Consider the following 14,904-nt stretch of genomic DNA (forward strand, 5'->3'; position numbering starts at 1 on the left):
TCGTAACTTCTCCTCGAAAGAAGCCTACTTCGTCTGGGGTATCGCCTTCGTTGCATTTTGTCTTAGTTTCTCTGTCGCTCGGTGGAGCAGGGTCCCTACTACTGGAGGTCTTACTCCAAGCTCTCCCGCGATTTCCACATAACTGTACCCCGAGTAGCGAAGTAGAAGTGCTTGTCTGTCTCTTTCAGGCAATTCATTCAGCCAGGCGTGTACATCTTCCTGATCTAGCTTACTGATTATGACATCTTCACCTGAAGGGGGAGATTCACTAGCATCATAAAGCTGCTCTTGTTTATTCTGCAGTCGCCGTTCCCTTGCTTTTTTGTCCAAATAATCATATCCAATACGAGTAAGGACTCTATGAAGCCAGGCCCCCAGCGCTGCTGGATCATCTGGTGGATTTCGGTACAATCTCAGAAAAACTTCTTGAGCTAAATCATCAGCCGCCGATTCATCACATACCAAAGCGGCAAGCTTACGGCGGACAATAGGGTGATGTTCATAAAATATTGTTTTAAAAATTTCAGATTCCGGAATTTCCATCGTGTAAATCCTCCTTATCAGCTGCAGCTATAAGTAAGACGACTGTCAGTACATTTTTGTATCAGAATTCTTCATAATTATCATAACCCATCATAATACATACAAAAAGACAGCCCCTAATTAATAAGGTAACTGTCTTCATTATTTCTCTTACAACTCTATTTTGATCCCAATTATCGAATTCGAATATACCGATTAAGAATCTTCTTGGATAAAATACTTCGCTCCAGCTTAAGCTCTAGAAGCTGTTCTTTCCAATGTAACACTTCATCTGATTCTTCATTCTTACGCAGCTTCTCAAACAACTTCATGATCAATATGTTAACGGAATCAAACCGTGACCATAATTCTATCACACTTTCTTCTTGAACTTGAGGCTCTTCCGATACTGTGTTAAGATTCTTTAAACTCTCTATGATGTCAGCCTGCCACTGTCCATCGTTAATTGCTTTGGCATAATTTAAAAGGTCCAGATAATCGTCGACTGACATATGTACCGACTCCTTTGTAAGGTTATACCAAGTATTATACTAGGTATTGTGTATATTGCAACACTTTATCCCCCTGATAATACAAAAAAACAAGGGCTAGTATGCGGACTAGCCCTTGCTAATAAATTTAAACGGAGTACGTTAAGTTATAGTAACTTCTCGATTTCCTCTTTGTATTGCTCCGATTTCGGACCAAATACGATTTGAACAGCACCTTGACCAAGTCTCATGACTCCAGAAGCACCGAGTTGTTTCAGTGCGGAATCTTTAACGGCTTTCTCGTCTTTAACGATCAGACGAAGGCGTGTAATACAAGCATCGATATTTTCGATGTTTGAAGGTCCGCCAATGTGCTCAAGAATTTGAGCAGCCTTAGAAGAAGCAGCTGAACCTGTTGCGTTACCTCCAGTTGGTGCTACAAGTGCATCATCATCATCATCTTCACGCCCAGGCGTCTTCAGCTTGAACTTCGTGATGATAAAGCGGAATAGCACATAGTACAGAACGAAGAAGGCAAGACCTATAGGGATCAGAATCCATGCATTGGTGGAAAGCTTCAAGTTCACTAGATAATCGATCAAACCAGCGGAGAAGCTGAAACCAAGCTTAACATCTAGAATGTACATTAACGCCATAGAGAAACCAGTTAGTAAAGCATGCACTAAGTACAATGCTGGTGCCAAGAACATAAAGGAGAACTCAAGTGGTTCTGTAATCCCTGTTAAGAAGGAAGCAATAGCAGAACCGATAAAGATGGAAGCTACCATTTTACGTTTTTCTGGTTTAGCTGTATGAATAAATGCAAGAGCTGCACCTGGAAGCGCAAACATCATGATCGGGAAGAATCCAGTCATAAACATCCCAGCTGTTTTGTCTCCAGCGAAGAAGCGATACAAGTCACCGTGTACCAACTCACCAGCTGCATTCGTGAAGTCACCAATTTGGAACCAAGCAATCGAATTAAGCACGTGGTGAAGTCCAATCGGAATTAATAAGCGGTTAGCTGTACCGAAGATGAACGCTCCTACTGCTCCCAAAGATACAACCCAGTTACCGAAATCACTAATTACATCTTGTACAGGACTCCAGATCATCCCGATTAATACGGCAAGGACCATCGTAGACGCTGCGGTAATGATTGGAACAAAACGTTTACCTGCGAAGAACCCAAGCCAATCTGGCATCTTAATATTATGATATTTCTTATATAGGAATGCTGCCCAAGCACCGGCAAATATACCTCCAAGCACACCCATATTCAACACTACATCATCATTGATGAAGGAGAACTGAAGGGGTACGACAGCCAGAATCTTGGTCAGTACCATGTATGCAATTACTGCTGACAAGGCTGCTACGGCGTCTTTGGCAAATCCAATGGCGACACCAACCGCAAAGATCAAGGCAAGGTTTCCGAAGATAGCACCCGCACCGGCGTTTAGAAATGGAACAAAATATTGATTCAAGAATCCCCCGACAGTTGATCCTAGATGCAAATCTTTTTCATAATCAAGCAATCCAATTCCTTGAAGAATACCTGCCGCAGGCAAAGTTGCTACCGGAAGCATAAGCGACTTACCTAATTTTTGTAGAAAACCCAACATAAAATATCATCCTTTCGATTCAATAGTAGTAATGCTCTATCAGCCTATTACTTTGAAGCCACTGTAAGAATCAGATCCTGTCCTGCTGTAACCTGACCATAATGTCCGTTCACTTGAGGTGGTGTTTCCTCCGTACTAGTCACGATTACAGGCGAAATTGTGTCACAGCCTGCTGCGCGAATAACATCCAGATCAAATTCGATTAAGGTTTGACCTGCCTTCACTTGATCTCCAGAGGCAATATGACTGACAAATCCGTTGCCCTTAAGACTGACAGTATCGATTCCGATATGTAACAGCAATTGCACACCGGAGGAATGTTCCAGAATAACTGCATGACTCGATTTCACGATATGAGCAACCGTGCCATCAAAAGGAGCTTTTAGTATTCCTTCGGAAGGTCTGATTGCAACTCCGCTACCCATATGACCACCAGCAAAGGTTTCATCCGGAACCTCTGTTAATGAAACTGCCTCTCCGCTGATAGGTGCCATGATTTCGATTGTATGTCCAGTATGTTTCTCTTCTTTTTTTGATTTCCATTTGGAAAACATATGCTCCACTCCTCTAAAGATGTTAGTTTTGCTTCACTAAAGTCTGAAATAATCGGTGTAAGTGCATTGCCAGGAAACACAGCTCTTCTTCCGGGATATCTACACCAAGAGATTTTTGCATCACTTTACCGAGCTTTTGAGATAACTTGTATTCTTCTTTGTATTCCTTCTTAATATGTTTCACAAAAGGATTATCTATTAGTGATCCTTTCAAAATACGTTCCAGTGAAAACCGTAAATGGATCATTAATCGAATATGATTCATACTGCCATGCTCAAAAGTTATATTCCGTTCTTGCTGTATCATATCCAGAAGTTCACTTACAATATTAGATGCTTTTACTAACTGACCCACCGATACATTGTTAACTGCGGAGTACACATGATAAGTTAGAAATCCAACCTCATCTTCGGGAATTTGCACCTGAAATTCAGCATTGATCTTCTCTGATGCCTTGTAAGCGATATCAAATTCCTTCGGAAAAGACATCTTAGTTTCTTGTAAAAAAGGATTAATAATATCCATCCCGTTGCGCAGACGGTAAATGGTGAATTGAATGTGGCTCGGGAGTGCCAAATAAATCTTGTCGTTTAATTTGTCAGGAAATTGACTTTGGATATCAGCAATTATTTCATCAGTTATTCTCATCACTTTGGGATCTATGTCTTCCAGCAATATTTGATACTGACTCCAGGATTCGCGGTCTTCTAGACGAAACAATTTCTCAATACGAGGATCGTTTCCTTCAATCACACCTGAACCTTTCACAGCAAAACCAATGCCTTTACCGATGATGACATATTCCTTGCCGTTCTTGCTTCCCTGAACCATTACAACGTTGTTCCCAATCACACGCTGTACTTGAAATTGCTCGATCTCCCGCGACAAGCTCATCACTCCTTTCCCATATTATCGTCAATTAGGAACAAAAAAAGCCAAGAAATGTCTCATCGAGATGAAGACAATCCTTGGCTCATGCCCTTAACGGTAACACGCCACTAAAATATAAATGATCATTTATGAACATATCATAAATCATGAACTGCTAACTCGTCAATGGTAAATTTATAAATGTCAAGCGCAGCTCCTGAACTCAAAATTCTCGACTTATAAATAGCTTTCGATTTGGGGAAGCTTATCTTTAAGCTGACGAACATTGGTTTCCAGTTTTAGAATGATCTCTTCTAAGTCCTTTGGGTCGATGCCTCGAAGTACTGGGACCTGAATAACCTCTGTGGCTTTGGTTTCTGATTTTAATTCGCGCATCTCTATTTGCTGCTCCTGCCATTTATCCATCAGATCAGCAATTGTGGCATAAAAACGTTCGTAATCCTTGATTACGCTATCTAAAAATGTATCCACTTCCTCCGCATCGTAACCACGAAGCTTCATACTGAATTCTTTTTCATGTATGGTTAGAGCATCTAGTGTGATGCCAAGTTGGCTGAATAGCTTACGTTGTTTGTCCAATCGACGTTTCATATGTTCATCCATCATTTGTTACCTCCAAGTATATACTGCAATTATCCGGCAGTAACCATTATAACAGGGTGAGAGCATCCTGAAAATATAACTATAGTTCCAGTTCTAGAAGTTATCCGCAACCGCCTTGTTCAAAATACCTAGACAGCGGTCAAGATCCGTCTTCACCTGCTTCTTATATAGCTTCGCTTTCTCTTCACCATCAGAAGTAAAATGATATAAGACAATTTCTTGAAAATCCACCTTCGGGTCATTCCCTTTTAGCTGTTTAGTACGATATAAAATCCCTTGCTGTACCAGCTCATGCAGCGCGCGATAAATTTCGCTCTGTGGGGGGGAATAGCCATGTGCCTTGAAATCTCGACGTAAATCCTCAAGCATTTGGTATCCATACCCGCGATGTTGTTCTACCATTGTTATAAGATACACCTTGATAAAAGCCCGTTGAGCAATCATAAACGCCATATAAACCCTCCTCATGTTGTGTTTTTTGGTTAATCTTACCTTCTATAACTCTAGTATAAGCACTATTTTCCAACTTTCACAACCTGAAATGTGGTAGTGGGTTCACTTTTTCCGATTTGTATAGAAATTTAATAGGGATAGATGATGAATTTATTGAAAGTAACTAGATAGAGTTGTTTTTTGTGTTTTTCTATTGTGAATTTTTCATATGATGAAAGTACAGAATTATTTGGTTGTACATGGTTGTATACCTTAATTTATCTAAATTTTCTTGGGTTTGATCCGTTTTGCTCGTACGTAACTGCCATCGGACCCAGCTGATCCTAAACGCTGTTTTACACCCCTTTTAGATTGCTAACGGACTCCACTGACGCTATTGACATAAAAAGCAACAAAAATACAGCTATTCTTAAGGAATAGCTGCAACTGAGTCCGAAACTACGCTCTCTAATTCATCGCGTTTTTCTCCATAAATTCTTCCTTCGTCAATCCAAACAATATCAAATCATAATATCGTCCGTTCGTGTAAATAACTTTCCGCCGCACACCCTCTTGCACGCAGCCGACTTTCTTTAACATCCCTATTGAACCTTCGTTGCCTTCAAGCGCACATTCATTAAATTTATTTAGTCGTCGCTCAAAAAAAGCATACTTTAAGAGAATGGTTATAGCTCTCGTTCCATACCCTTTCCCTCGATGATCTTTATCCACCTGCACGCCAATGCTGAACGTACCATTTTTCTCGTCAATGCTATTCAGATTTACGCCTCCAACATTTTCACCATGCAAATCTTCGATCGTAAACATTAGTCTATCTGATGAGAACTCAGCGTAAGTCTCCGCAAAATTTTTAGCTTCGGCAATGGTGGGTGGTAGTTCTACAGCACACTGTAAGAGTCGCCGCGCTGGAGTATCGAAACGATTCGTATAATAGCCTTCCCAATCCCCTTCTTGAATTGACCGTAATCTGATTTTCTCGTCTTTCCAGTAATAATTACTATAATCTATCTCTCTCATTTTCTAGCCTCCAAATCATTTCGGGATTGTTTTTTTATAATAAACATTACTTTAGAACGGTGTAGTAAGATATAACCATTAAACGTGACTATGAAAAACACTTTGGAAAAGAGGCTTACTTATGAGCGATTACCAATTGGTCAGTGATTATAAGCATATCAAAAAATATAAAGAAAGCTTTAATATATTAGCTAAATCTATCTTCGGGATTGATTTTTCGCCATGGTATGAACAAGGAGGCTGGAATGACAAGTATATCTGTTATTCCTATATCGATGGGGACCAAGTGATCGCAAATGCATCCATAAACAAAATGACGATTATATTAAATCAAAAAGAGTATAATGCCATCCAAATTGGCACTGTAATGACACATCCTGATTATCGCATGCAAGGATTATCCAGGAAATTAATAGATCATATTATCGCGAAGTACGAACAGGAATATGACTTCATCTACTTATTTGCAAACGACAGCGCTTTGGATTTTTATCCCAAATTCGGATTTGAACGCATGCAAGAAAGCAGCTTTTCGATTAACGCTTCCAATCTTAGAAATCAAACGTCTAAAACCTTCTCTGTGCGTCCCTTATCTATGAATAGCTCCGTTGATCTCATCATGATAAAAAAATTCGCTGAAGGAAAAGTACCGGTATCCACTATACTCAGCGTTGTAAACAATGAACATCAGCTGCTGTTTTATTTCATCCTTCCTTTTCATGATTCCTTTTATTATATTGAAGAAGCTGACGTTGTAGTGATCTTTAAACATGAGGGTCATCAGCTTCATATTTTTGATATGATTAGTACAACAAGTCTGGATATCGAAGCGATATTGAATAGCATTATTTCTCCTGAAACTGAAATTATCCATTTTTATTTCACCCCAGATTATGCACTAGAGCATATGGAAACAGAATTAATCCCCCAGAGTGAGGATACGTTATTTGTTCGTCCACTTTTAAAAGAACTACCTAAACATTTCATGTTTCCCATAACCTCACATGCCTAGATAGGATGAAGAAGGCTGCCATCCGGCAGCCCTTTTTTAAAATTGTAGAAAGTATAAATTCCCCGCCTATACTCGCTTAAACGCTTACCGCCCTTATAAGGATACCGAAAACGTTTATGCTTGATCGTTCACTGGAATATACATGCTCTGTATCTCTTGTACTCCTTGAACAAATCCTAGATTTGTATAGACAGACTCCGCATCATTACCTTCCATGACATATAATCTAAGGAATGGATACTTATCTTTAAGGAGACTTAGTCCTCTTTTCAACATCAGTGTCGCTATCCCTTTGCCTCTATAACCGGGCATTACACCAATACTATAAACTGCTGCATAATTTCCTTGTAAGCCCAAGAGACAATTCGCAATTAACTGTCCCGATTCCCTATCATACACAAGCGTTGACGCGGTAAGTAATACTTCATTCGTATAATTCGGTTCTTCACTTGGAATAAAATCTTCAAAGGAGAATTGCTTTCTTCTAGTCGCTTCGAGGCTTCCGGCAAAGCTAGCGTAGCTACATTCGGCGATCTGATCTTCAAGAATAAACCGTCTAGTACCTTTTCCATCATCTTCGATCTGTGGACTTTCAATTCTAAATTCTTCGTTCCATTCCACCTCGAAATGATCTGTAGGACGCTGCATCCAGCGACATCTGAACTCATCAGGCCAAAATCCTGCCCGCGCAAATAAATGAACTTGATCCGGTAGAACCTCGAAGGTTTTTATAGGCTCCGTTCGGTCAGACCAATATATCAAAATCTTTTTTAGCAGTTTAAGCACCACAAATGTATCGTTAAAAGGTGGAATAACAAACAGATGATAAATCCGATTAGGTGACATCCTTACTCCACCTATTTTCGCCTCCCCTTTATAGATCCAAAAAGCATTCTTTTGGGCAGTATTGAACCCATCTTCTCTAAAAAAGCCAATATACTGAATATTATAATAAATGGAGCAATACACTCCCCACTCTTCCGATTCAGCCTTACGAATTGAATAATCATTACTTAGCTCATACGATATTTCATCCTCAGACCATCCCATTAATTGCATGTACAATTCCTCCTCGCTGCTACTTCACCTTCTATATCTATAGTATCACTTCTTAAAGTAAATGATTGGTAATAAACACTTATATATTAATCTTTACAGTTTTCTAGAGAGCACAAACGCAAACTAACTCAGCAAGCTCAAGGTTCCTTTCTAAACCTGACTATCCTTACTTTGAATTTCATAAGACACGGCAAGTAGTAACAAAATGCCGACTCGATTCGTTCGTCTAGCCTCACTTAACCGTTTGTCGAGTCATGCATGCTGACGTCCAATATGAAAAAAAGACCGCCTATTGGCAGTCTTCTCCTTAATAAATTCTAGAGCATAGCCAAATGGCGGTTCCCACAGCGATAATACCTGCTAACGTTACAAATAGGACATACCCTCTCTTTGTTGTAGTAACCGTGTGATTATCATAAAATTCAGGTTTTCGTACGAATCCAAACCATAGATCCGCGATTAAGTTCACGACCACTAGAGAGAAATTTTTTATTACCCCCACGTCATCACTCCTTTTCAACTTTAGCTAACCAAGTTTATTATTAATTTCACTTAGTGACTCATTCATTTCGTCCATTTTCTTGATCATCGCATATTGATTGCTAATCATCATGATTAAACCAATAAAGAACAAAATCACAAGAAGTAAACTCATACTGCACTTCCTTTCAGTAGCTGAATTCATTCACTCTGGACATTCATGCTCCGAGCAAATCCTGACCTCCATGACCGGTAGAGTGGACTCCATTCGTAATCCATTCGGGCTTTCGTATTGGAGGCTCCCCGTTCCCATCCTTCTCTGCCTTCTTGAACATTAGGAGCAGGAGCATCTATGGTATCTGAATAAGCTGATAACCAATCCAATCCTTTAGCAGGCTCGTCGTCTACGATGTTCACAGGGCCTGAAGGCCAGTTCAGAGCAAGCACCGCTGCCTTAGCTGCATCTTCCACATGTAGGAATGATACAACTGCATCTGTCGCTGTCACTCGTCCTTGACGAATTTCCTCTGCCATATAGCCATTAGTGTCATACCATGTTCCTTGGCCGTACAACATTCCATACCGCAAGATCACATGATTTGGGATCTCGGCAACTGCTTTCTCTAGTGAATATATACCTTCAATCGTTCTTCTCCGAGGCTCTAAAGCCTTAAGATCTAATGGAGTTTCCTCCGTAGCTGGCTCCTCTCCAGCTTCATAAGCCCATGAAATACTTTGTGCAATAATTTGTTCCACGCCAGCTGCAAGGGATGCATCCACAATATTTCGTGTTCCTTCTATTCTTATCCTGGAATTATCTGAGAAATTCCGCTGACTTAGTGAAGTTAGCTGATGAATAACCACTTCTGGCTGTGCTTTGTGAATGGACGTAAATATGGCCTCTCGATCGAAGACATCCGCGATTACCGCCTGTGCTCCACATTTCTCAATAAATGCTCTATTTTCTTCCTTATGGGTCATTCCGACAACCTCATGCCCCGCTTCAAATAACTTAGGTAGCAATAGCCGTCCTATCACGCCCGCTGCACCGGCTACAAATATCTTCATCTAATCCCTCCTTAAGAACAGCCTCTAAGTATAAACATTGCTATGTACATCAGAAATATCTGCCATTGTAACTGCTTTGTGCATTTTTCAGTTACTTCTCAAATATCCGAATATAATTTGGATTATTATCCATATCATACCACATGTATAACAAAGACTGCACCTCACAGCTTATCGCTAGGAGGTGCAGTCTTTAATGAATTGTTCATAGTAAAAGTAGGCCGATTAACATTTTAGATTTTATCGCGGTTATAAACTTCAGCCGTTCGGTCTGCTCTGTTAGCCATTGAATTACCTAGACGAGTATCTTCGTTATAGACGCCTTCGTAACGCTGAGCATTTAGTGAGCGATTGTCTCGGAACACATCATGCGCTTGATACCCTCGTCCATTATCCTCAACAAGCACAAGGATCTTGCCACTTTCTACGTATCCTTCGTATTCTTTTGCCTCATCCTCAGGAATGCCAAGACCGATCAGACCGCCAACTAAGCCACCTGCACCTGCACCGACGGCTGCACCTGTTAATGTTGCCACAATAGGTCCCGCTGCCAGAATAGGACCAATGCCCGGAATGGCGAGCGCTCCGATACCTGCTAGAAGTCCGGTAACACCACCTAATACGCCGCCCGTAGCAGCACCTGTTGCCACTCCTTCGGGAGCTTTTGTACCTGTATCATCCGAAATATGTCTTAGCTCATCGCGATCACGTGTGATTACTGATATTTCATCATTACTGAACCCTTGATTGTGAAGTCCTTCAATGGCTCTGGTTGCTTCTTGTTCTGTATCAAAGATACCTACGATTTTTTTAGTCACTTGAAGCCCTCCTTAGTAATTGTCTTCGCTAGTTAATTACCCTGTAAGCTGAAGTCAAAACATCTAATTTAAAATTCAAGTGCACGAATAACCATATTATTTCTTGGGACGTGTTCGATGGGTCGGAATAGCTTGCAAAGGGTCGTCTGGCCAATAGTGCTTAGGATACCGTCCTTTTAGATCCTTTTTAACCTCAAAATAAGTGCCACGCCAAAAGCTTGCAAGGTCAGAAGTCACCTGCATCGGTCTTCTTGCCGGTGACAAAAGATGAAGCAAAACAGGTACCTTCCCCCCTCCAATTCTAGGGGTGTCTAACTGTCCAAACATCTCTTGCAAACGCACAGCCAGTACGGGAGCAGCTGGATTAGCATAGTCCACCGGCACACGCGAGCCACTAGGAACTGTTATATGTGTCGGTGCTTCCTGTTCAAGAAGCTGTCGCTGATTCCAGTCCAGCAGCCCCTCAAGCGCCCGGGATAACGGGATTCGCTGAAGATCGCGCAAGTTCCGCATACCCTGAATGTAAGGTAATAGCCATTCATTCAGCGTCTCAATTAATGCTTCATCTGAGACATCCGGCCAGTCTGAACGTAAGGCATGCATAAACATTAACCGCTCACGAAGCTGCAGGGTTCCCTTTTCCCACGGTAAGATATCAACCCCATCCTCTGCGATTACACTTAGCAGTACTTTCGCTGTTTCTTCTGCGGAGGGTCTTTCATGTGACGTTTCTTTTAAGACAAGAGCGCCAAGCATCGTTCGGCGGCGTTTTTTCACGCTTCCACTTTCTTTATCCCAATACACGTCAGAATCCTCTATGATGTGATCTGCATGATATTTAAGCAGTTCTCCTTCTTCTAGCTCAGCTGCCAGCAAGATTGCGCCTTGTGTGGCTCGATCGTCAACAGACGCAGCCACAATATAAGCGGATCGGGCCAGAGGTTGCCCTTCCCGCATGGCCACGCCACGACCGGCGGATAGCAGAAACGCGCCATCACCGCGTTTCTGCCCGATACGGTCGGGATAGGCGAACGACAGAAGCAGCCCGCAGGGGCTGATGTCGTTCACGGTCCCGCCCGGCGCTGCTTGCAGCTGCGCCAGGAAATTGCGGCTCTCGCGCACCACCGCGCGCAGAGCCGCAGGGTCCGCTCCGCCCGTATCGGCGGAGCGCTCGAACCGGAGCAGCGCCTCTACGCGGAGCGTGAGGTCGCAATCTTGTGCCGCGGGACCCTTGAACAGGTCCCGCTCTTGCAGCAGCGCCGCCAGCCGGCAGGCGAGCGGTGCTGCGCCAAGCTCTGCCGCGCGCAGCAGCATATGCGCGGCTCGCGGATGCGCGCCAAGCGCGGCCATGCTGCGGCCGTGCGGCGTGATGGCGCCGCCGGCATCCAGCGCGCCGAGCTGGCGCAGCAACGCGGTGCCCTGCGCATAAGGCGCAGCGGGCGGCGCATCAAGCCAAGCTAGCGCGGCAGGATCGCGCACGCCCCACAGCGCCAGCTCCAAAGCGAGCTGCGCAAGATCCGTCTCCATAATCTCCGGCACATTGTCATCCGGAAGGCGATTATGTTCCTCCTGACTCCACAGCCTGTAGCATACGCCCGGAGCTGTCCGCCCGGCCCGTCCACGCCGCTGATCGGCAGAGGCTTTCGATACCGGAACCGTTGTAAGACTTGGCATTCCCGTACGCGGAGAGAAAATCTGCGTGCGACGCAGCCCTGTATCAATTACCGTTCGCACACCTTCAATCGTCAAGCTTGTCTCTGCAATGGAGGTCGCTAGCACGACTTTACGTTCACCTTCTTTAGACGGAGCCACTGCGGCATCCTGCATAACCTGTGGTAATTGTCCATACAAAGGGCGAAGTACGACCCCATCCGAAAGCTTACCCTGTTCCAGCTCATTTTGGGTTCTGCGAATCTCTCGTTCACCCGGCAAGAATACAAGAATATCTCCCGGCTGTTCAGCAAGCGCACGTCTCACTACGGCTGTGGCCGATTTTTCAATTGGAAGATTCCCTGTAGTTGGGGTATAGATAGTTTCCACCGGATAGGTTCGTCCCGGACAATCAACGACTGGCGCATCGCCCAACATAACCGAGACCCGTTTACTATCCAATGTTGCTGACATAATCAGAATCCGAAGATCATCACGCAGCACTGCCTGCGCTTCCAGCGCCAGAGCTAGTCCAAGATCCGCATGTAGACTACGCTCATGGAACTCATCAAAAATAATCAGACCCACATCCCCTAGTGATGGATCACTCTGAAGCATCCTCGTTAAGACACCTTCAGTCACTACAACAATTCGTGTATGCTTGCCTACCTTAGTGTCGTTCCGCATCCGATAACCTACCGTCTGTCCAACACTTTCTCCAAGGCAGGACGCCATGTAAGTTGCAGCTGATCTTGCAGCAAGTCTTCTGGGCTCCAGCATAAGAATGCTTTTACCAGCCATCCATGGCTCGTCCAGAAATGCCGGAGGCGTTCCTGTTGTTTTGCCCGCACCGGGTTCTGCAATCAGAACAGCCGCCGGTGAGGAGCTCAGTATGTTTTTAAGGTCTGGAAGCACCTGTAAAATTGGAAGCTGTTTCATTGTATCTCTCCATCGTTTGTAATAATATGTTATGATTTCCTTTGATGTGGTCTAAACCCTATTTATCATGTGCGAAAAAACTTCAAAGATCAAGATAAACTGTACTTACCATTTCAAGTATAACTTTCTTATATTATAGAAAAGGAGGCTTTCTAAAATGCTTGTAACTACAACTACTGCCGCTATTTCAGATTTATCTATACTCAGCAAGATCGATAGCATGGTCATTGGCAGCGAAAATCGCAAACCTAAAATCGAGCAATACATTCTAAACGAGCAATGTGTTGTAGCTTCGATTAACAGTGAGCCTGTCGGTTATGCTTGTTACGATACCACTTTTTTCGAATGCTGTTTTATTCAGCTCGTAATTGTGAATCCTAATTTCAGACGTCTTGGCATTGCCGGTGCACTTATTCGTTACATTGAAGAACATTCTCCAACCCCAAAGCTGTTTACTTCCACCAATGAGTCCAATACGATCATGCAGCAAGTGTGTCTTTCTCTAGGATTTGTAAGAAGCGGAATCATTGAGAATTTAGACGATGGTGATCCAGAATGGGTATATTTCAAGCAAGCAAGATGAGAGTACACTTATGAAGCGAAGTACGCAAAAAGGCAACTCTTTCGTCTAAACCGACTTAGAGATGCCTTTATATCATACTATTTATCCTCATGTCCATACAAAAGAACCCTAATAATCGTTATTCTTCTTCCCTAATTATCTGTTCGTGTATTTGAACACTGTATTCCATAAAAGCAGAATTACTATCTAAGCCTCGTTCACGCAGAAGCTCTTGCAGACGCAGCCTTTTCAATGACAATTTTGCCCGGATTGCCTTGCCTTCACTAGTTTCAATACCTCCGCTATTGTGGCAGGCAGCGAGCAGCCCTTCGAGGGTAACGCATTCTGCACGCAATGATACTTCCTCGGGCACCAGCCCGGAATTCTTCATAATTTTGAACGACATGCGCAATTCTTCTGGCACGCCCGATAAATCCTCAAGCTCCAGTGGCTTGCCATGCCCAGGTAAATCTCGAAATTCCCCATTACGCATAGATTCTTGAATTCGCTGCTCAACCAGCCAGGACATCATCCCCATATACGCAGCCCCCTTCCCATTCACCAATGCCACACCCTATGATCCTCCTCGCCAAAGCAAAAGTATGGCAAGCAGAATTGCGTCTATTTTAGCATAAAAACTGTAGATATACATCAAACTGCCGCAATGTATTCTTATAAAAGGCGATGCTTTTCCGCTCTGTGAATCTTCCTCGTCATCGCAGATCGTACGGACTAAGGAGCCCTAATTTCGCAATTTCAGGCTATTTTGCTACACTATCGGACTCAGTTGCACCTATTCACGCAAATACACCCTATTTTTAATAGAAATTGTGGAAATAAGAGCTATGGCTATGCAGTCCGATACCTCTAAAATAAGCACTAAAAAGCTCAAATAGCTGCAATGCAGTCCGAAAAGTCTGCGCATCCTCATATTCGCCTCCGCAGATCGCTCAGGACTCAAGAGTCCCCATTCCGCAAATTCAATTTATTCTTCTACACCATCATTCTCTGCTCCCTGTCCGTAACATATTACAGACGCCAAACCAAACCGTACAATAGTTTTTTTTCATGCGAACAATTGTTATACTCGTTCTAATAAGCCAACTCAACAAGAAAAATGCCTGACGTCGTCCTTGGAGGTAGAGTTACAAGCTGAGTA

The 14,904-nt window shown here is 43.1% G+C and carries 17 protein-coding genes; 2 read left to right on the top strand and 15 right to left on the bottom strand.

Annotation, left to right across the window (positions count from 1 at the left end; genetic code table 11):
- Positions 1–24: 24 nt before the first annotated feature.
- The 8 genes from CA598_RS24810 to CA598_RS24845 form a co-directional block, all read right to left on the bottom strand.
- The gene (locus CA598_RS24810) at positions 25–543 is read right to left on the bottom strand and encodes a sigma-70 family RNA polymerase sigma factor (protein ID WP_094874113.1); all 519 of its coding nucleotides are present in this window, start codon (positions 541–543) and stop codon (positions 25–27) included.
- A gap of 173 nt (positions 544–716) precedes the next feature.
- Positions 717–1,034 (bottom strand): hypothetical protein, encoded by a 318-nt coding sequence (locus CA598_RS24815; RefSeq protein ID WP_042187762.1) that lies wholly within the window; start codon positions 1,032–1,034, stop codon positions 717–719.
- Between the two features lie 146 nt (positions 1,035–1,180).
- The gene (nagE, locus tag CA598_RS24820; RefSeq protein WP_094878250.1) at positions 1,181–2,638 is read right to left on the bottom strand and encodes an N-acetylglucosamine-specific PTS transporter subunit IIBC; all 1,458 of its coding nucleotides are present in this window, start codon (positions 2,636–2,638) and stop codon (positions 1,181–1,183) included.
- A 47-nt stretch (positions 2,639–2,685) separates the two neighbouring features.
- Positions 2,686–3,192, bottom strand: a complete 507-nt coding sequence (locus tag CA598_RS24825; RefSeq protein WP_042187759.1) for a PTS sugar transporter subunit IIA — start codon at positions 3,190–3,192, stop codon at positions 2,686–2,688.
- A gap of 22 nt (positions 3,193–3,214) precedes the next feature.
- On the bottom strand, positions 3,215–4,081 hold the full coding sequence (locus CA598_RS24830; protein ID WP_371916535.1) for a PRD domain-containing protein: 867 nt from the start codon (positions 4,079–4,081) through the stop codon (positions 3,215–3,217).
- A 219-nt stretch (positions 4,082–4,300) separates the two neighbouring features.
- Positions 4,301–4,687, bottom strand: coding sequence for a DivIVA domain-containing protein (locus CA598_RS24835; RefSeq protein ID WP_094878258.1), 387 nt, complete (start codon positions 4,685–4,687; stop codon positions 4,301–4,303).
- 93 nt (positions 4,688–4,780) lie between these two features.
- Complete coding sequence (locus CA598_RS24840) at positions 4,781–5,140, bottom strand: replication termination protein (protein WP_042127258.1); 360 nt, start codon at positions 5,138–5,140, stop codon at positions 4,781–4,783.
- Between the two features lie 447 nt (positions 5,141–5,587).
- Positions 5,588–6,157, bottom strand: coding sequence for a GNAT family N-acetyltransferase (locus CA598_RS24845; RefSeq protein ID WP_094874117.1), 570 nt, complete (start codon positions 6,155–6,157; stop codon positions 5,588–5,590).
- A 121-nt stretch (positions 6,158–6,278) separates the two neighbouring features.
- Between CA598_RS24845 and CA598_RS24850 the strand changes: the two genes are divergently transcribed.
- The gene (locus CA598_RS24850; RefSeq protein WP_094878251.1) at positions 6,279–7,169 is read left to right on the top strand and encodes a GNAT family N-acetyltransferase; all 891 of its coding nucleotides are present in this window, start codon (positions 6,279–6,281) and stop codon (positions 7,167–7,169) included.
- A gap of 114 nt (positions 7,170–7,283) precedes the next feature.
- Here CA598_RS24850 and CA598_RS24855 read toward each other — a convergent pair whose 3' ends face one another.
- The 6 genes from CA598_RS24855 to hrpB form a co-directional block, all read right to left on the bottom strand.
- Complete coding sequence (locus tag CA598_RS24855; RefSeq protein ID WP_094878252.1) at positions 7,284–8,228, bottom strand: GNAT family N-acetyltransferase; 945 nt, start codon at positions 8,226–8,228, stop codon at positions 7,284–7,286.
- A gap of 307 nt (positions 8,229–8,535) precedes the next feature.
- Entirely contained in the window at positions 8,536–8,730 is a 195-nt protein-coding gene (locus CA598_RS24860) for a hypothetical protein (RefSeq protein WP_094878253.1), read from the bottom strand.
- A gap of 24 nt (positions 8,731–8,754) precedes the next feature.
- Complete coding sequence (locus tag CA598_RS33100; RefSeq protein WP_256716254.1) at positions 8,755–8,883, bottom strand: hypothetical protein; 129 nt, start codon at positions 8,881–8,883, stop codon at positions 8,755–8,757.
- 26 nt (positions 8,884–8,909) lie between these two features.
- On the bottom strand, positions 8,910–9,776 hold the full coding sequence (locus tag CA598_RS24865) for an NAD-dependent epimerase/dehydratase family protein (protein WP_094878254.1): 867 nt from the start codon (positions 9,774–9,776) through the stop codon (positions 8,910–8,912).
- A 233-nt stretch (positions 9,777–10,009) separates the two neighbouring features.
- Positions 10,010–10,594 carry a general stress protein gene (locus tag CA598_RS24870; RefSeq protein WP_094874122.1) on the bottom strand — a complete coding sequence of 195 codons (585 nt, stop codon included), beginning with the start codon at positions 10,592–10,594 and terminating at the stop codon, positions 10,010–10,012.
- Positions 10,595–10,690: 96 nt separating this feature from the next.
- Complete coding sequence (hrpB, locus tag CA598_RS24875; RefSeq protein WP_094878255.1) at positions 10,691–13,183, bottom strand: ATP-dependent helicase HrpB; 2,493 nt, start codon at positions 13,181–13,183, stop codon at positions 10,691–10,693.
- Positions 13,184–13,340: 157 nt separating this feature from the next.
- Here hrpB and CA598_RS24880 point away from each other — a divergent pair, with 157 nt between their 5' ends.
- Complete coding sequence (locus CA598_RS24880; RefSeq protein ID WP_094878256.1) at positions 13,341–13,766, top strand: GNAT family N-acetyltransferase; 426 nt, start codon at positions 13,341–13,343, stop codon at positions 13,764–13,766.
- Between the two features lie 118 nt (positions 13,767–13,884).
- Here the strand turns inward: CA598_RS24880 and CA598_RS24885 are convergent, their stop codons facing one another.
- Positions 13,885–14,283 (bottom strand): DnaJ family domain-containing protein, encoded by a 399-nt coding sequence (locus CA598_RS24885; RefSeq protein WP_094874128.1) that lies wholly within the window; start codon positions 14,281–14,283, stop codon positions 13,885–13,887.
- Positions 14,284–14,904 lie beyond the last annotated feature (621 nt).

Source organism: Paenibacillus sp. VTT E-133291 (assembly GCF_002264395.1).
In the GTDB taxonomy this organism is placed as follows: Bacteria; Bacillota; Bacilli; order Paenibacillales; family Paenibacillaceae; genus Paenibacillus_AQ; species Paenibacillus_AQ nitricinens.